At 23.1% G+C, this 18836-nt stretch carries 14 protein-coding genes; 6 read left to right on the top strand and 8 right to left on the bottom strand.

Annotation, left to right across the window (positions count from 1 at the left end):
- Positions 1 to 7 precede the first annotated feature (7 nt).
- Genes BU00_RS04805 through hinT form a run of 3 tightly spaced genes read left to right on the top strand, consistent with a single transcriptional unit; the run spans position 8 to position 3721 of the window.
- Positions 8 to 2158 (top strand): HinT-interacting membrane complex protein P80, encoded by a 2151-nt coding sequence (locus BU00_RS04805; protein ID WP_051521872.1) that lies wholly within the window; start codon positions 8 to 10, stop codon positions 2156 to 2158.
- Positions 2158 to 3411 carry a HinT-interacting membrane complex lipoprotein P60 gene (locus BU00_RS0103855; RefSeq protein WP_027121537.1) on the top strand — a complete coding sequence of 418 codons (1254 nt, stop codon included), beginning with the start codon at positions 2158 to 2160 and terminating at the stop codon, positions 3409 to 3411. The genes BU00_RS04805 and BU00_RS0103855 overlap by 1 nt, the downstream gene beginning before the upstream one ends.
- Positions 3401 to 3721: a histidine triad protein HinT gene (gene hinT / locus BU00_RS0103850; RefSeq protein ID WP_027121536.1), complete on the top strand. Its 321-nt coding sequence runs from the start codon at positions 3401 to 3403 to the stop codon at positions 3719 to 3721. The genes BU00_RS0103855 and hinT overlap by 11 nt, the downstream gene beginning before the upstream one ends.
- 169 nt (positions 3722 to 3890) lie before the next feature.
- On the opposite strand, the gene BU00_RS0103845 is transcribed toward hinT, so the two are convergent.
- The 8 genes from BU00_RS0103845 to BU00_RS0103810 form a co-directional block, all read right to left on the bottom strand.
- Positions 3891 to 4142 (bottom strand): hypothetical protein, encoded by a 252-nt coding sequence (locus BU00_RS0103845; RefSeq protein ID WP_027121535.1) that lies wholly within the window; start codon positions 4140 to 4142, stop codon positions 3891 to 3893.
- Positions 4143 to 4222: 80 nt separating this feature from the next.
- Positions 4223 to 5536 (bottom strand): restriction endonuclease subunit S, encoded by a 1314-nt coding sequence (locus BU00_RS04800; RefSeq protein WP_084477554.1) that lies wholly within the window; start codon positions 5534 to 5536, stop codon positions 4223 to 4225.
- 110 nt (positions 5537 to 5646) lie between these two features.
- Positions 5647 to 6456 carry an HAD-IIB family hydrolase gene (locus BU00_RS0103835; protein WP_027121534.1) on the bottom strand — a complete coding sequence of 270 codons (810 nt, stop codon included), beginning with the start codon at positions 6454 to 6456 and terminating at the stop codon, positions 5647 to 5649.
- A gap of 8 nt (positions 6457 to 6464) precedes the next feature.
- The gene (locus tag BU00_RS0103830) at positions 6465 to 10811 is read right to left on the bottom strand and encodes a PolC-type DNA polymerase III (protein ID WP_027121533.1); all 4347 of its coding nucleotides are present in this window, start codon (positions 10809 to 10811) and stop codon (positions 6465 to 6467) included.
- A gap of 9 nt (positions 10812 to 10820) precedes the next feature.
- Positions 10821 to 11834, bottom strand: a complete 1014-nt coding sequence (locus BU00_RS0103825; RefSeq protein WP_051521871.1) for a phosphatidate cytidylyltransferase — start codon at positions 11832 to 11834, stop codon at positions 10821 to 10823.
- Positions 11835 to 11876: 42 nt separating this feature from the next.
- The gene (locus BU00_RS0103820) at positions 11877 to 12080 is read right to left on the bottom strand and encodes an RNA-binding S4 domain-containing protein (RefSeq protein ID WP_027121531.1); all 204 of its coding nucleotides are present in this window, start codon (positions 12078 to 12080) and stop codon (positions 11877 to 11879) included.
- Positions 12080 to 13207: a beta clamp domain-containing protein gene (locus BU00_RS0103815; RefSeq protein ID WP_027121530.1), complete on the bottom strand. Its 1128-nt coding sequence runs from the start codon at positions 13205 to 13207 to the stop codon at positions 12080 to 12082. Before BU00_RS0103815 ends, BU00_RS0103820 begins: the two co-directional genes overlap by 1 nt.
- A gap of 147 nt (positions 13208 to 13354) precedes the next feature.
- Positions 13355 to 14770, bottom strand: coding sequence for a helix-turn-helix domain-containing protein (locus tag BU00_RS0103810; RefSeq protein WP_027121529.1), 1416 nt, complete (start codon positions 14768 to 14770; stop codon positions 13355 to 13357).
- Between the two features lie 165 nt (positions 14771 to 14935).
- Here BU00_RS0103810 and BU00_RS0103805 point away from each other — a divergent pair, with 165 nt between their 5' ends.
- From BU00_RS0103805 to tilS, 3 genes are read left to right on the top strand one after another with little or no spacing between them, the layout of a single operon-like run.
- Complete coding sequence (locus BU00_RS0103805; protein ID WP_027121528.1) at positions 14936 to 17407, top strand: ATP-dependent DNA helicase; 2472 nt, start codon at positions 14936 to 14938, stop codon at positions 17405 to 17407.
- A complete protein-coding gene (pth, locus tag BU00_RS0103800; RefSeq protein ID WP_027121527.1) occupies positions 17398 to 17967 on the top strand; it encodes an aminoacyl-tRNA hydrolase in 570 nt (189 codons plus the stop codon). The genes BU00_RS0103805 and pth overlap by 10 nt, the downstream gene beginning before the upstream one ends.
- Entirely contained in the window at positions 17954 to 18826 is an 873-nt protein-coding gene (gene tilS, locus BU00_RS0103795) for a tRNA lysidine(34) synthetase TilS (protein WP_027121526.1), read from the top strand. The genes pth and tilS overlap by 14 nt, the downstream gene beginning before the upstream one ends.
- The last annotated feature ends 10 nt before the right edge of the window (positions 18827 to 18836 follow it).

Here is an 18836-nt window from a genome sequence, read left to right as displayed (position 1 = left end):
GAGAAATATGGCAAAAAGGAAACAATCGTTTTTTGAACGTTTATCTAATGAAAACGATAATTTTGAATCAAAAAATAAAATTTTAAAAGGTAAGAAAAAAAGAAATTGAATTAATATTGGTGTTTTGGGTGGTTTATCATTAGCTATTATTCTTGGAATATCAATACCTCTAGGAATTAGTGTTAATAAAGTTGATTATGTTAAACCTGTTGAAGGAGATAAAACTGTTTTTTCTTTTGAAAAGAGTTTAAATAACTTTTTGGTTAATCAACTTGAAAAAAGTGTAAATGATAAACAAAAATCTGTAAATGATAAAATTGATGATTTATACAGAAAAGCAATCTTTTATTTATACGATCAAGAAGTTAAGGGTTCAAAGAATTATCAACTTCTTTATAATGGTTCTCTTGAACAAGGTGAAAGCCCTAAAAAAGATTTAGAATTAAAATCAATTGAAGAAATACGGAAAAATAATCAATCAAAACTTGATGATTTAAAGTCTTCATATCAAAGAACTTATGGTTTTCAATCTTGAGAGAATGTTTATAAAGAAAAACTTTTATCAGAAGAATATGGAAAAAGCACAACTGAACAAGAAGCATTAGACTTTTTAGTTTTTGGTGATATTGAAAATATAGCTAAAAGAAGATTTGAAGTTGAAATTACAACTGTTGACACAAGTGATTTAACAAGAACTGCAAAAATAAACATAGCAAATAATGATCAGTTATTGGCAAATTCTGGTGATCGTGTTTTTCCATTTTATGAAGAAGGTAAAAACTACTTTATAAATCCAAATAACAAAAATAAAGCAACAGTTATAAGAACAAAATCATTTATAAAAGAATATATAAATGCTGATAAATTAATAAAACAATATTTTAATAATAATAATTTATATCAATTGTCAAATATTGTTTTACCTGGTATTCAAAAAGAAAACCTTGAATTTGCTTTTGATTTTTCTAAAGAAAATGCAAAAGATAAATTTATAAATATGTTGAAGTATTCTGTAAGAAAATCTGATGACAATCAAATATCATTTAATAAAAACATAGATATTTTTAAATCTTTTAAAGATATTGAAAATTATGGATTAAACACAAAGCAAAACGAAAATGAAAAACAGTTCCTTGAAACAAAAGTTACATATGAAGCATATTTAGATGTTTTAACAATGACAAAAGGCTCAACACTAGGAAACATAGGTTTAAATACTTTTGCTAACTTAGTTAAAAGCAATAACGATATAACTATTGGTTCAATATTAAACTCTCAATTCCAAAATGAAGAGAATAAACTTCCTCAAATTGACCTAGATAAACTTTTTGCCTTACCAGTAGGTATTGATACAGAAAATGAAGAAAAAATTAAAAAACTCGAAGAAGAAGCAAAACAAATTTTAAATAGTCAAGATGAAGAAAAAATTAAATTAAATAAACTTGCTATTAAAATAGAAGAACTTAACCTTGTGATAGAAAAAATGATTAAAAATTTAAGTGATGAACAATTTAATAATTTAATCAAAACTAACTATAACTCACAGTTTAATACAACTATTGGTGAAAAAGTGTGATCATCATTTATTTTTAATGTTAAAGATATGAAAGATAAAAAAATAGTTTTAAATGATAAAGGTATAAATCTTGTTTCAGTTAAATCATTTAAAAACAATTTTGAATTATTTGAAAAAGCATTAAAAGATGATTTATTAAATATTTCAAGGGGAAATCAAACATTTTATAATATCGCAAGCAAAATGAATAACTCAAATGTAGATAAAATTGATTTACTTAATGAACTTTTATCCGAAGAAGGTTTTTCAACTTATTTAACTGAACAAAAAAATAAATTTAATGAGGATAAAAACTTCACAACAAGTGAAATATCAGAAATTAAAGAATATGTTTTATCTATTAAAATGGGGCAAAATTTAAAAAATGAAATAGAAACACAAAAAAATATTCAAGATTTTGTTAACAAGAAATTTGCTCTTGGAAATATTTATAATTTTGTTAGTCACAACGGAAAAATTAAAATCGGTTATATTTCGGGTGAAGATAATCAAAAACAAATAAATTATTTTGATGGTGGAGACGCTTTTGAAATTCTTGAAAAAGAAGTTAGAAACAACATGAAAACAAATGGAGGAAAATAGTGAAAAATATAATCAAAAAAATATTTTTAGGTACTTCATTAATTGCACCTGTTTCATTAGTTGTTTCTTGTGGAAGACAAGTTAATACAGATGAAAAAAATAAACAAGAAATTCTTTTTTCTAATCAAGAAATAAAAAATATTGCTGAAAATGTTTGACTTGAAAATTCATTAAAATCTCTTTATTTAAAAATTGATCAATCTGAACTAAGTGAATCAGAGCAGTATAAAGAAGATTCTTATCAAATTTACAAAAGTTTTTTAGAAACAAAATTTCAAAAAGATCCAAATTATCTTAAAAAAGAAATCAGTGAACTTTTAACAAATGCAAAAATAAATAGTTCTGATCTTTCTAAACTTCAAAGCATTCTTGATGGTAATATGGTCAAACCAAATAAAGAACAATTTGAAATTTTATATAATATCGATAATTCACCAATTAAAACAATAACACAAAAAAATCTTATTGTTTATAGATATTTAACTCAGAGTGATGAAAAAGATATTAAAATAACTAATAAAGATGCTTATACATTAAATAAAGATAATTACGATATAAATAACTTTAATCTTATAAATTATTTAATACAAAAGAAAATTGTTCAAGAATGATCATATAAAAATACAAGCGCAGATGATATATATACCAAACCTTTTAGAAGTATTGCAAGTGTTAAAGATTATCAAGATTTAACACAAGATACAAGCGCTGCAAGTAAGATTATTTCAACTGATCTAAACATCCTTGATAAATCTTATTTATTATCATTAAACGGTTATAACGGTATTAAATCACTTGATTTACAACTTGATTATTCAATTGACAAGTTACGTCAAATTACTCAGCCAGATTCATTAGTTGGTTTTTATGATCCAAATAATAAAAAATTAATAAATGTTAACCAAAAAACACAAGATCTTTTGTTAGATAATTCATTAAATGTATCATTTAATGGTAAAACAGATGTTGCTTTTTATAACAGAATCTTACCTCTTTCAGTTACTGAACTTGTAGATAATCCTGATAAAGAAAAAGCAAAAGAAACACCTAAAATAAACAAAACTTATTTAACACTTAAAAATTCTGTTTTTAGTAAAAACCTAACAAAATTGTCTGCAATGTTATACGATTTCGATGATTCATTGTATACAACTGCTCAAAACGCTTTTGTAGAATTAGGTTATAAAATTAAACTAGAACTTGATAATGAAAAAATTAAAAAAGTTTTAGAAGGTGTTAAATATGTCATTTAGTATTTTTTCTAAAATTATAAATAAAGAAATTCCAGCAAATATTTTATATGAAGATGATAAAGTTATTGCTATATATGATATAAAACCGGTTCAAGAAGGACACTTTCTTGTTATACCAAAAGAAGAAAAAGAAAATATTTTACAAAATTCAGAAGAAATCTTTCTTTACACTTTAAAGAAAGCAAGAGAATTAGCAAATCAAGAAATTTCTAAAAATAATAAAACTGGTTTTAAATTACAAATTAACACAGGGAGAAGTGCAGGACAAGAAGTGTTTCATACACATATACATATAATCCCTTATAAATAAATTCTATACAATAATTATTCAAAAGTAACAAGTAAATTTTATATTTAAAAACTTTTAACACTGTATTATAGTGCTAAAAGTTTTTTTATTTCTGTAACTGGGAAACTTACACAATATATGTCTTAAAATGTTTTGTAAGTTTTCAGCTTATTTTATTTAATATAATTGTTTAAATTTTTGCTAAATCATTAAGTTCTATTTTTCCATTTTTAAAATGGATAAAGTAGTTTATATTAGGATACATATATTTTTCTTCATTGTTTTGTGTTACAACTCTACCAACGGCTAATTTTGTTTCTTTGTAATATCCTTTTTCTTTAATATATTCTCTTTTAGTCACAATTTGAACATATCAAGCATTTTCTCTTTTGCTAATTTTTGAACCTTCTGGTATTAATACTTTTTTAAATTTTTCAAACATAAAATTTCCTTTTTAGTTTTTAAATTCATCATATGATTGATTGTAAAAATCTATGATTGACATTAGTTGTTCAATTTTATCTACAATACGTTTTTGTTCCGAGAATGGTGGGAGGGGATTGGTTTATTTTTTATAAATTTATAGTTTCTTGTGTATTTTGAAACACTTCTTAAAGAATTGGAGTAAAATTCTAAAACTATTTTTAAAAATTTTGTGTTGATGTATTCTTTTTTTGCTTTAAATATTTTTACACCATCCGCACCTACAATAAAATCAAAATCAATATATTTTATTTCTGATGTGTGATCACCAAAAACAACAACCGAATCATTGTTTTTAAACACTTTTGAATGATCATTATTATAACCGATAATAAATTCTTTTGATTGACTTATAATTGGATATTTACCTTTTTTAAGATATTCTGATGTTTTAACTTGATATTTTTTTATAGATATTGACTGTGTTATAGATTCTAAATGAGCAGTTTTTCAGTTATTAGGGATATCAAATTCTAACTCATCAGTTTTCTTATTTTTTATCTGTTTTAATTTAATAGGTTCTTCTTCATCTCTTTGTTCTACTAATTTACCTTGAATAGCATATTGTAAAATGCTGTTTTTAATATCTTTTGGAAATTTTGAGTTAATTAATTCTAATTCTTTATATGATGTTGAATATCCCTCTACAAGAGACATTAATTCTTCTATTTTATCTACAATACGTTTTTGTTCTAAGAATGGTGGGAGGGGGATTAAAACAAAATTTACTTTTTCTGTACTTAAATTTTGAACAACAGAACCACTTACTGTTTTAATAAATTGAGAATACATAAAGTTTGATTTTAAAACATAATATAAATATTCTTTTAATAGTAATTTTTCATATTTTGTAATAGCTAACCAACCATCATGTATACACCCATCAATATTTAAAATATATGCTTGACCAAAACTCATAGAATTTGTTAGTAAAAGTGTACCTTTTTCAACAAATCTACTTTGTTCTTTACCATTTTTATTTATTTTTTCTTTTGATTTTTCTATATATTTTTTATTTTTATCAGTGTCTCCTATTTTAATTCAATTTACACCATTTTTTTCAGATGTGATATAGTTCTTAATTGGTCTTGGTGATGAACCTCTATAAATGTGAGAAATCCTTCCTAACCTCACTCATTTTCAAGTTTTTGGTATTTCGAAGGGGATTTCTTCTGGTTTAATTTCAAGTAAATCTTTTTGTTTTTTGATTTTACCTTCTTTAATTAATTTTGCTTTTTCTTTTTGGATTTGCTCATATAGATCCTGTGCAGATCCTTCTTCATCTCTTTGTTCTACTAATTTACCTTGAATAGCATATTGTAAAATGCTATTTTTTATTTGTTCTGGTGTCATTTAACTCCCTCAAGTTTAAACACTGTTTTTTATAAAAGAAAATTTTCTTAATATAAATATTTTAAATTAAATATTCATATTAAGAAAATTAAAACTAAATAATTTAATTTTTAGTCTAAATATTTTTCTAAATATTTAGCTAAACCTGATTCAGCACATGTATATTGTGTAATATCATCTGCTATATCTTTTAATTCTTGAACAGAATTTTGCATAGCAATTAATTTACCAATTTTACCTTTTGTTGATGCATCGTTCATTGAATCACCGAAATGAACAGCATCTTTTGGATCGATACCTTTTAATAAACAATATTTTACTTCAGCATCTCCTTTTGATACGCCTACTCTTGTGATTTCTAAACTGTTATTATCACCGGTTAAAGTAACTGTTAATCTGCCTTCAAATTTTTTAGATCATTCTTTTTCAAGTTTTAATATTTTTTTCTTAGAAACACCTCTAACAAAAGCTTTATACATATCAAAATCATTTTTGTATTCTGAATATTTTTTAGCTAAAACACCTGTTCTCTTCATTATAAATCTATAGAATCAATTACTTGCAAAAGTTTTATTTTTTGTATCTGAATTATAAATAACAACACATTTATTTTTGGCAATTTCATCAAATAGTTCTTGTGAAACTTCTTTATCGGCAAACTCTTCTGAAATAATAACTCCATTATCAACTGTTTTAGCGCCATTTCAAGCTATGTAAGACTCAGAACCTAATAAACGCGCTATATTCATTGTTCTTTCACTTACACCTCTACCAGTTGAAATCACAACAGATATTGTTTTTTGTAATTCTTTAACAACTTTTTGTGTATATTCTGTTACGCTTCTTTTTCAAAATTGAATTTCTTGTGTATCTAATGTTGTACCATCTAGGTCAACAAAAATTATTTTTGGTTTTTTCATTTTTCTCCTTAAATTTTAAATAATTGCATTTGTTCAGTATCATCTAAATGATTCAAACAACCTAGTTCTTCAATAATTTTGTATTGTGTTACATTTAAACCACTTCTTAATTTAAAGTCTTCTTTTGTTGTAAAATGTCTTTCATCTCTTGCTTTAATAACTTTTGAAGCAACTGCTTCACCTAAGCCTTTTATAGCAGAAAAAGGTGAAATTAAGGCTTTTTTATCATAATCTATTTTTCACTCATTAGCAAGGGATTTTTCAATATCTATATTAAGTATTTTAAACCCTCTAGCATATAATTCTCTTGTAATTTCTAATGTATTTAATAATGCATTATCATTTACTTTCAAATCTTTTTGATTTGAAAGTTCAAGTATTTTTAAATTTGTTTTTTTACCATTAAAATCATTAACAATGACATTTAAATCAAATTCAGATAACCTTGTTGTAAAAAATGTTGCATAGTATTCAAGTGGTTTATAAATTTTAAATCAACCTATTTTTCAAGCCATAATAACATAAGCAACAGCATGTGCCTTTGGGAACATATACTTAATTTTTTGCATACTTTCTATTGCTCACATTGGTACATTATAACTCTTTAAGATTTCTTCTTCTTCAGAAGTCATACCTTTACCCTTACGAACTTTTTCCATTATATCAAAAGAAGTTTTTTTAGGTACTCCTTTTGATATTAAAAACACCATAATATCATCACGACAAGAAATTACTTCACTTAGTTTTTTACCTTGCTCTTTAACAAGATTATAAGCATTTCCCGATCAAACACCTTCTCCGTGGGATAGTCCAGATATGGCTGTTAAATCAGCAAAACTCTCTGGTTTTGCTTCATAAAGCATTTTTCTAACAAAGTCTGTCCCAAACTCCGGTAAACCTAGTGCTCCAGTCGGTTCTCCACCAATATCTTCTGGATTAATACCGAGTGCTTGACAAGAACTAAATATTGAAACAAGTTTATCATCTTTTTCAGGTATATCTTTATTTGTATTTAAACCTGTTAATCTTTCAAGCATACGTATTGCAGTAGGGTTAACGTGACCTAAAATATCAAGTTTTAAGACGTTGTCATGAATTTTTTCAAAATCAATATGTGTTGTTTTTCAATCGCTAGCTTCATCATTTGATGGAAAGTTTACTGGTGTAAAATCTTCAACATCATATTCTTTAGGAATAATTATAATACCACCAGGATGTTGTCCTGTTGTTCTTTTAATATCTATTAACTTCGAGGATAAATAATCCATAAAATCATCAGAATATCCTCAATTATAATCAATATTAGCTGCTTTAACAAAGCCAAAAGCTGTTTTTTCTTTTATAGTTGATACAGTTCCTGCTCTAAACGAATGTTGTTCACCAAAAAGATCTCTTACATAATTATGAATTGTTCCTTGATTCTCACCCGAAAAGTTTAAATCTATATCTGGAACTTTGTCTGCATTAAACCCTAAGAAAGTTTCAAATGGGATTGTATGACCATCTTTTTTAAGTTTTATATTACATCTTGGGCAATCTTTATCATCCAAATCAAAACCAGATGTTGTTTTACAATTTTCAACAATTTCAAAATATTTACATTTGTTACATAAATAATGCGGTGGAAGCGGATTAACTTCTGAAATACCTGATAAAAAAGCTATTATAGAAGAACCAACTGAACCACGGCTACCTACAACATAACCATCATCATTAGATTTTTTAACTAAAATATGCGATATTCAATAAATAACATCAAAACCGTATTTAATAATTGGTGTTAATTCGTCTTCGATTCTTTTAAGAATCATTTCAGGTATTTGTTCACCATATATTTCTTTGGCATTCCTATAAACTAATTCAGGTAATTTTATTTTAGAATCATCAAATTTAGGTGTGTATAAATCTTTTTTAATAACTTCGATATTATCAGATACCATATCTGCAATTTTATTTGTATTTGTTATAACAATTTCTTTTATAAGTTTTTCATCGTTTAAAAAACCAAATTCATCTAGCATTTCTTGTGTTGTTAAAAAATTAAAATTAGGGACTTTTAAATTATGCGAATTACGATGATCATAAGCAAAATGTCTTGAACCACCAACTCCTTTTGAATAAATAAGTGTTTTATAAAAGATTTTATCTTCTTCATCTTTAAATCTAACATCACCAACAGCAACACATATTTTATTTTGTTGCTTAGAAAATTTAATTAAATCATTAATTAAATAATTAATATCTTCTTTTGTAAAACCTTCAGGTGTAAGTTTATATTCAAATGCAGAAGGTCTTGAAATTTCGATATAGTCAAGTTTTTTGATAAGTTCTTTTATGTTTTGATCAGATGAATAAAGCATAGCTTCTGTTAGTTCACTTCTTATACCACCAGAACCAATTAATAAATTTTTTGATTTAGGAATATCACTTCAGAATAATTTAGAAGTCTGTCCAAACATTCTTTGTGTTGAAGCAATAGATATTAATTTAAACAATTCTTTTAATCCTTCTTGATTTAGTGCTAAAACTGTTATTTGATTGTTATATACGTTTATTCTTGAATAAAACATATTTTTATTTTCCGGTAAATAATTATATAAATCATCAAAGTCTAAAATGTTAATTTTTTCAAGTTTTATTATTGCGTTAATAAAAGCGTTTGCAAGAACGTTTGCATCATAATCAGCACGGTGAGCAACATCTGAATCATATAATACATCTAAATTCTTACAAAAATCTTTTAAAGCGTGTTTTTTGTTTTCGGGAAACATTAAACGAGAAAGCATCAGTGTGTCAATGTAAGTTGTGTTAGGTTCATCTTTATTTAGTTCTGAAAATTTTTGAATTATATAATTCATATCAAAATTTGCGTTATGAGCAACAGCAACTCTATTATTTAAAAGGTCGTATATTCTATCAAGAGCATCTTTTAAACCAATACCTTGATTTAATATTTGTTCATTAGTTATATTTGTTAATTCAGAAGTAAAGTTACTAATTGGTTTTTTTGTTCTAACAAAAAACTGTTCTTCTTTAATAATTTGCCCGTTTTTCACTATACAAGCACCAAATTCAATTAATTCACCGACTTTTGCTGAAAGATTTGTTGTTTCAATATCAAATACAACATATTCTGTTTCGAGTAATTTTTGATTATTATAAGAATTTAAAAAAACTTTATTATTTTCATCTATAACATTAAAAGATACACCATAAATAGGTTTTATTTTTTCTTTTTTTAATTTATGAAACAATTCCGGAAACGCTTGTGTACTAACAATGTCGCTTATTGCAAAACTTGAATGATTATATTGTTTTACTGTTTCAATAATTTCATCAATAGATAATAAACTATCCATTGTATTCATTTTTGATTTAATATTAAGTTCTACTCTTTTTTCTTCTAATTTATCAGTTTTTAAAATTACTTTTTTTTCAAGTTTTGAAATCAAATCAATTTTAATACTTATATTTTCTTTACCGTTTCTGTTTATTTTTTTTAATCTACCTTTTACATTAACTAAATCACCTTTTTTAAACAATTCTTCTTCTTGTTCTTTTGGTATAAATTTCGTTCCAGAAATAGCATCTAATTTATTAGTAAAAGAATAATTATAAATTGAATAATTTTCTCTTTTATCTTCTGTTGATTTATAAATTTCTCCATTAAAACTAATGGGTTTATTGTCTATTTCATCAAAAGAAATTTTTTTGATTTTATTTATTTCTAAAACAGAATAATTCCCAGAATTCTTATATTTAAAATTATTTCTTTTAAAATCTGTATTAGTTTTTGTTTCTTGTTTATAATTAATTTGCAATTTAAGAAGTTCTTCCTTTGTAGGACCAGAAGGAACGAAAGATTTAATTTCTATAAAATTATCATCAATTTTTGTTTTAAAAAAACCATATTTTAGTAGACTTTTATTTATAACATCTGATATTTTTTTTATATCATAAATTAAATCTTTATTTTTAAAGTTTAAATATCAATTATCTTTATTAATATCATAAGAAATAAATATTTCTTTTTTTTCATAAAGTTCTTTTAAATTAATAAAAAATTTATTAAATGATATTTTGATAATTTTTTCGATAAAATCTTTTATTCTCTGATTTGAATTATTATAGTTTTTAATATTAAATTTTATTAAATATTTATCGCTTTTAAGTTTTTGTAAGAGTTTAAAATACTGATTTATTTCAGGAATATCATCTAAATCCAAACTAATTTCTATTATTGCTTTTTGTTCATTGTATCTATATGAATGTAGTTTTATATCTTTTAAACTTGAAAGATATTCAATATTTTCTTCTTTTGCTAATTTAATAAAATACTGATCACTATAATGCATAAAACCCCTTTATATAATTACAACTAAACTTAATAATAAGAAAACGAATGAAATGCTATCAAACCTATCTAATAAACCACCATGTTCTTTTAATAATTTAGAATAATCTTTTATACCTAATTGTCTTTTTATCAACGAAAAATATAAATCACCAATTGCTGCAAATAAAACAGACATTAAAATAAACAAACTAAATCCTGTTCTTTTTGTTGTTTTTAGTAAATTTACAAAATCGTTTATTTCGTTTTTATTTCCTGTGTTATATATAAATACAAAACTAATAATAAAAAATATTGTTATAACAAAAGAAAACAAAAAACCTTCTCATGTTTTTTTAGGACTTATTTGTGGTGCTAATTTTTTTTCAAAAAATTTACCACCAAAAAACTTACCACCTATATACCCGCTTGTATCACTAATAGTAGCTACTAAAAAACATAATAAAATATATTGTATTCCGTTAGAAATAACCAAGAAAAAAAGAAAACTTTTTAAAAATATAACTAATATAGTAAAAGTTAAAAAGAAAACAAGAGATTGTGTAATAAAATCGTCAACAACAATATTTCTTTTTAAATATATATACTTAGTTGTTAAATAATAAATTCAATTAACTGTTATTAATATATAAAAAACATAATCTTTTCATAAATATTCACTTAATAAACCAACACTTTTGTATTGAAATAAAAAATTATTGTAATTAAAAAATATATCTTGTGGTAATTTTACACCAGCAAAAACAGTAATATTTAACAAAATAGCATTAATAATTGCTAATTTTTTATTTTTGTAAAAAACATTACATAATTCATAAAAAATCCATATAAAGACACCTGATAAAATTGAAAAACTTATTGTTTTTAAAATGTAAAAAACAGTTTTGTCGACATTTGTATAAAAGTTAAAATCATACAAAATAAATCTATTAATAAATATAAAAAGGATTATAAAAATTACAAAAAAAAGACCGGGGATTAATCTATTTGTTAAAAACTTATTATTATTTATTTTTTTTATCATATTGTATAAATTATATATAAAAAAACTATATATAAATATAGTTTATTCTATTAAATATGCTTTATCATTAACTCAAACAATATCACCTTGTCTTATTTTAGAAGATTTACCTTCTGGTTTATTTCCGTTTATAGTTACTTCATTTTTTTGAAGAAAAAAAACTGTTTGACCACCTGTATCAACGGCTTTTATTAACTTAAGAAATTGAGATAATTTGATATATTCACTTTTTAATGTGATTTTCATTAATATCTTCTAAATGGTGTAATTATGTGTAAAAGATTTTTTTCATTTTCTGAAGTTATATAAATTTTGTCCAATTTATATGAAATATTAAAAATAAGTTCTTCAGTTTCAAATGTACCAACAGCGTCTTTTATAAAAGTGTAATCAACATCAATATCAATTGTTTTACCAGAGTATTCAAAATTATTTGTAAAGAAATCCGAAACACCTATTTCAGGAATTTCATATTTAGATTTTATTTCCGAATTACTAATTGAGAATTGGATTTTATTCATTTTTTCGGTACTATAAAAAATTGTTTTATTTAATATTTTTAAAACTTCGTTTTTCTTTATTTTTACAATTTGTTCATTTGACATATTTAAAAAAGGACTTATATCAACATAACTAAATTTAATAATATTTGTATAAACAACCGTATTATCATAAACCAAACCAACTTTGTCTTCTTTTATATAAAATTGAACTTTTTCTGGTAATTCTTTTGTAATAATTTTTTTAATATTCTTTGCATCAAGATTTATATTAATTTTTTCATTTATATCTAATTCTAAAAAATCTGTTGCTAATCTGAATGTATCTGTTGCAACAAATCTAATACCATTACTTTCTGATGTTAAGTTTATTGTTTTTGTTATTAAATTATTTGTTAATGAACTATTGCTTTTATCATTTCTTATTCCACAAGCAACATAAACATTATTTAGTTTTTTATAAAATTCTTGTGAATTTATTTCGTAAATATTATTTCCTGTCGAAAAATCTAAAGAATCAAAACCAGAAACATCAGAAGTTGTTAAAGTATATCTTGTTTTGTTTTCAAAAATATCAATACCTTGACTGTTCATACTAAAAGTTACTTCATTATCAAATTTCTTTAAAATATTCTTAAGTATACTAATATTTAATAAAGTTTTACCTACTTGATCAATTTTTAAATCTTTTTCATCTACTTTTATAACTTTTTTAGCGGCAGAATTTGAATTAGCTGTCATAAGAGTAAGTTCATATTCATTTAGTGAAATATAAATACTTCTAAAAGGTAAAAAAGCATCATTGCTATCAACAAAAGTTGATAAAAAATCAACAGTTTCTTCTATAATTTTTTTATTAATAATAAATTTCATAATTTCTCCAATAGTAAATTAAATATAAATTGTTAATATGTTAATAAGTATAAAAAAGTTATTTTTTTAACAAAAAAACAGTCAAAAAATAATGTTTTTATAATTTATTAACAAATTTTTTATTGTGAATAAATTTCTTAAATATGTTTATAAGTCTTTTTTTATTCTGTTTCCAGCAAGAATAATTGAACTTGAATTATCAGTTCCGTCTTTAATTTTTTTAAGAGCAACAATAACAGTTGAATGATCTTTATTTAAAATTCTTCCGATCTCAGTAGGTGATAAATTTAAAATATCATCTAACAAATAAAAACAAACATGTCTTGCTATAACAATATCTTTTCTTCTTGTTTTACCCAAAATTTCTCTTAAACTTATTTTATAATAACTTGATACAGTTTTTAAAATTCTGTCATTAGTTATATTTCTATCCTTTTTTATTTCTTCATTTAAAATCTTTTGAACTACTTCAAGTGAGTCTTGGTTTTCCAAAAATTTATTTTTGTAATGAGCTATTTTTCAAGAAACACCAATAAGGCCAGTTATAGAATTTTTATAAGAAATAACAAAACTTTTTGCTTCTTTACTTAGTAATTTATGATCGAATTCCTTTTGTTTTAGATAAAAATCTAAAAAGTTTATAAAATCAATATCTTGTGGTTTTTTAATAATTGTGTTAAATCCAGTTTGTAATCTTGAATAAATTGTGTTATCAAATATTTTTTCAAATTCATACGTTCTTAGGTTACTTGAAATAACTACTAATTTATTATTATTTATTCTTTCATCAATAATTTGCTTAACAAAGTTCTTAGTTTGTTTTTTATTACCTTCACCAAAAACGTGAAAATCATCAAAAATAACAAAATCTAAATTAATAATTTTATTCAAAAAACTTAATATTTTATTATTATCATTCTGTTTTATTAATTCTGAAATTTGTCTTGTAAAAAAACTTGGATCAATATAAATACCTTTTTTATTATTTTTAATTAAAGAGTTACCAAGAGCGTGTAAAAAATAAGTTTTACCTAGACCGGATTCACCAGAAATTATTAATAGTTTAATATCACTACTTCCTTCTGATACCATTTTACATATATCATAAGTTTCTTTATTATATTTACTACGTAATATAACATCAAAAACAATTTCTTTTTTTATATTATCTTTTAATTCTATTTCAAAATCAGCAACATTTTGTAGTTTGATAACATCATTTTTTGTATTTTCTTTTTTGATAACATTATCATTTGTTTTTTTAGAAAACAAAGGTTTTTTTATTCTAGTTTCTTCAAAATCCCATGAATGACCATTTTTTAAAGTATTAACAATATCATTTAAAATATCTGAAAAATGATTTTTAATAAAAGTTTTATCACTTTGTTTTATTTCATTTTTTGAGCCAAAATAAATAACATTATTTTTAATATCTTTTATTAAAAAATCTTTAAAAAAAGTTTGAAAAACCATATTATCTTCAATTTTTCTTCTTAACAAATTTTTTAATTCATTATTTAAATCATCATATTGTAAAAAATCTTTTTCTCCTAGAATATTCATAAATAAAATTATACATTTAAATATATAAATAAGTAAGTTTTTTACATATAAAAATAACTATTTTACAAACATTTTAACAACAAATAATTAACAATTTATTCACTTTTTATTAACAAATAAAAATAAAGATTTTAATAAAAAAATAATATTTTATAATTAAATATTATGAGTCAAGAAAAAGAATTTTTTAATGGTTTTGAAGTTTTTTATTTTCAAGGAAAGATCACAAGATTTATAAAAGGTGATTCAGGTTCGCCATATGCACTTTGTTTATTTAGGGTTGAAAACGCAAAAGAAATTGTTTTATATTCAACTAATCAAAGACCTAAACTTTTTGAAAAAGTTGAAGTCAAAGTATACAAAAAACCATATAATGGTAAAAATAATACTTATACACTAATAAGTTTTATACCTGTTATAGAGGAGATAAATCCAACAAAAGAATTAGAAGACATTTTGTTAAAAATACCAAAAATAGGTAAAACTTCTGTTTCTAAAATAACAAATGCAGGAATTATCGATTTTTTTAAGATTTTAAATTTAGAAACAACTCAAAATACACACTATGATTTTATTAAACAAGAACAATTCGAAAACATTAAAAAATACTATGATAAAAATTACGAAAAAATAACAAAAATAATTAATTCTTTTAATAATGATCCAGAACTGCTAAAGAAAAATAATCAATATTTTTATCCAAACAATTTACAAAACTTCTATGAATTTTTAAAAACCAAACATAATGGAACCTTCGATTTTCAAGAGATCTATTTAAAACTTCCTGAAAAAATTTATGATTTGTATTCAGTTGACAAACAAGATTTTAACAATGTTGATAAATTTGCAATGTGATTAGGTGTTGATAAATTTAATAAAATAAGAGTTAAAAATTATGTTAAACTTACTTTAAAAGATTTAGAGAATAATAATTCAACTTACATAAATTATGATGATATTTTAAGAAGGTTAAGATTAAACAATTTGTTTATGCACTCTCAATATGTTCAAGAAACATATCTAAATGAAATCACTTCGAATGAAATAGAATTTAGCCATATTTTAGATAATGTTTTACAAGAAATGGTAAATAATAACGAATTAATACTTTATTACAATATTAATCCTAATTATAAATATTCTCTAAAAATGTTTTGTTTATATGAAACATACTTAAAAGAGAAAAACATTATTGAAAAACTTTTATTTTTAACAAAGAGTCAACCCAAAATTTTTAAAACTTTAGTCAAAAAAGATATTGATAAACTGTCTGATGAGCAAAGAATTGCTTATAATAATTTTTTATCTAAAAACATATCTTTTATTGTAGGTGGCCCAGGAACTGGAAAAAGTTTAACAATTGATCATATTTATAAGACCTTAATAAAAAATAAACAAAAAAATAATGAGGATTTTGTTATTCTAACACCAACAGGTAGAGCAGCAACAAACTTAATGTTAAAAGGTTCTACAAAAGCAAGAACAATCCATAGTTTTTTAGGGATAAAAGATGATGATGATACTTCAACAAAATCACCATCAGATTTTGAAGGTATCCAAACTATAATTATCGATGAGTTTAGTATGGTAAATGTAAACATATTTAATAAATTATTAAATATGTGTGAAAATCTCAAGAAACTAGTAATTGTAGGCGATATAGATCAATTACCAACAATTGGTCCCGGGGATATGTTGAGAGAATTTTATGAATCCAATTATTTCACGTTTACAACACTTACAAATAATTTTAGATCAGGAAATAGTTCAAATATTCATGAATATTCAAAATTAATTAACAATGTTTATGTATATAGTAAAGAATTAAAAAACGAATTTGATGATTATTGTTATGTTAATGATATAAAAGATTCTTACTCAAATGATAACTTACCAAAAGAAGAAGTTTATGAAAAAATGTTAATTGATAAACATGATTCTTTATTAAACACTAAAGGTCTTGATTTTGTTTTTTTTGATAGTAAATTAACTAAAAAGAAACGTGATGATTTATTAAATAAAACATTCGAAAAATCAGTACAAAAATTTGGTATTGAAGAAACAATTATTTTAAGTCCTAAATACTTGGGTGATTTAGGAATTGATAAGTTAAATAAAATTTTTCAAGATTTATATAATCCCAACGGAAAAATTGTATTTGTTTATAATCAAAATAATCCCAAAGACCATTTAAGAATTGGTGATAAAGTAGTGCAACTTGTAAACAGAAATGAACAAAATGTTTCAAATGGGGATATAGGTTTTATTGATTCTGTTGAATTTATTGATAAAAAAGAATATATAGTTGTTAGATATAGTTCGCAAAAAAGTGATTTTAATTATATAAAATATACAAAAGATGAAGCAAGGTCTGAATTAAGTTTAGCATATACGATTTCAGTTCATAAATTCCAGGGTTCAGAAGCTAAATCAGTTTTATTTATGATAGATAATTCTCACAAAACGATGTTGTCTAAAAAACTTGTTTATACAGCAGTGTCAAGAGCGAAAAATAAATTAACAATAATAGCAAATATTGAAAACTTTTTCTCACATATATTTTTAGAAGAATTTAAAAAAGAAGAAGTTATTTTCACTAATATCAAAGAATTTCTTAAGGAGTTAAAATGAAGTTAATAGTTGGATTAGGTAATCCTGGAGAAGCTTATAAATACACAAGACACAATGTAGGTTTTCTGGTTGCTGACATAATAGCAAAAAAAACAGGATTAAAATTTCAAAAAAGCAAGTTTAATGGCGAATTTGTCAAAACAGATGATTTTATTTTAGCTAAGCCCTTTACATATATGAACTTATCAGGTGTATTTATTAAAGAAGTAGCCGATTTTTATAAAATTGATATTTCAGATATTTTAATTATCCATGATGAAAAAGATCTTGATTTAGGACAAAGTAACCTTAAAGTTGGTGGTTCTGGTGGTAGTCATAACGGTGTTAAAAGTGTTATTAACTCATTTGGTGGTGATACCAATTTTAAAAGAATTAAAATTGGTATTAGAGAAGAATTTTTAGGTGAATTAAGAGACTTTGTTTTAGGTAAGTTTTCAAAAGAAAGTTTTAATAAACTTATACCAATTTTAGATGAAGCAGCAGATGCATCTTTATCATTTGTTTACAATGATGTCAAAATTGTTATGAACAAATATAATCAAAGAAGAAATAATGAACCAAAATAAAATATTGATTGCTGTTAGTGGTGGTCCAGATAGTATGTTTTTATTAAATTTGTATAAAGATAAAAACATAGTTGTTGCAACAGTAAATTATAATCAAAGACAAGACAGCTACAATGATGTAAAAATTGTTAGAGAATTTTGTAAACTTTATAACATAAAATTTTATTTACTTGAAAAACAAAAAAGTGATTATACATCTGGTAATTTTCAAAAATGAGCTCGTGAACAAAGATATGTATTTTTCAAACAAATTTATGATCAAGAACAATGCAACAAGATCTTAATAGCTCATAATAAAGATGATTTTATTGAAACATCTATTATGCAACACAAATCCAAAAAATATACAATGTTTTATGGAATAAAGAAAAATAATTATTTATATGGAATGAATATTGAAAGGCCTTTATTATATAAATATTGAAAAGATACTATTTTTAAAAAATGTGTTGATTTAGGAATACCTTTTTATGTTGATTACACAAATAATGAACCCAAATATAATCGTAATGAAATAAGGTTGAAAAATTCAAAAAAGAAAATTTTTAAATTTTATTTTTATTGAAAAACAAGATTAAAAAACATTTTTTTAATTTATAAATCTAAAAAAATTAATAAGGAATATGAAGATTGGCAAAAAAACAACTTCAATCAAGATTTTTTTCTTGAACTTAATCATCAAAAAGAATTAGTTTATCATTATATCAATACTTTTTTTGATGGTATTAATTTATCAAGTAAAAAAATAGATAACATAATTAAGTTTATTTTATCTAAAAACAGAACACAAAAATTTAAATTATCAAATTCTATTTATCTTTATAAGAAAAAAGGAAATTTGATTAATAATAAAGTATAATATAAAATAT

This window comes from Mycoplasma leonicaptivi ATCC 49890 (assembly GCF_000622205.1).
GTDB lineage: Bacteria > Bacillota_I > Bacilli_A > Mycoplasmatales > Metamycoplasmataceae > Mycoplasmopsis > Mycoplasmopsis leonicaptivi.
Note: the sequence above shows the minus strand (reverse complement) of the source record. Positions and strands in the feature narration are given on the sequence as shown.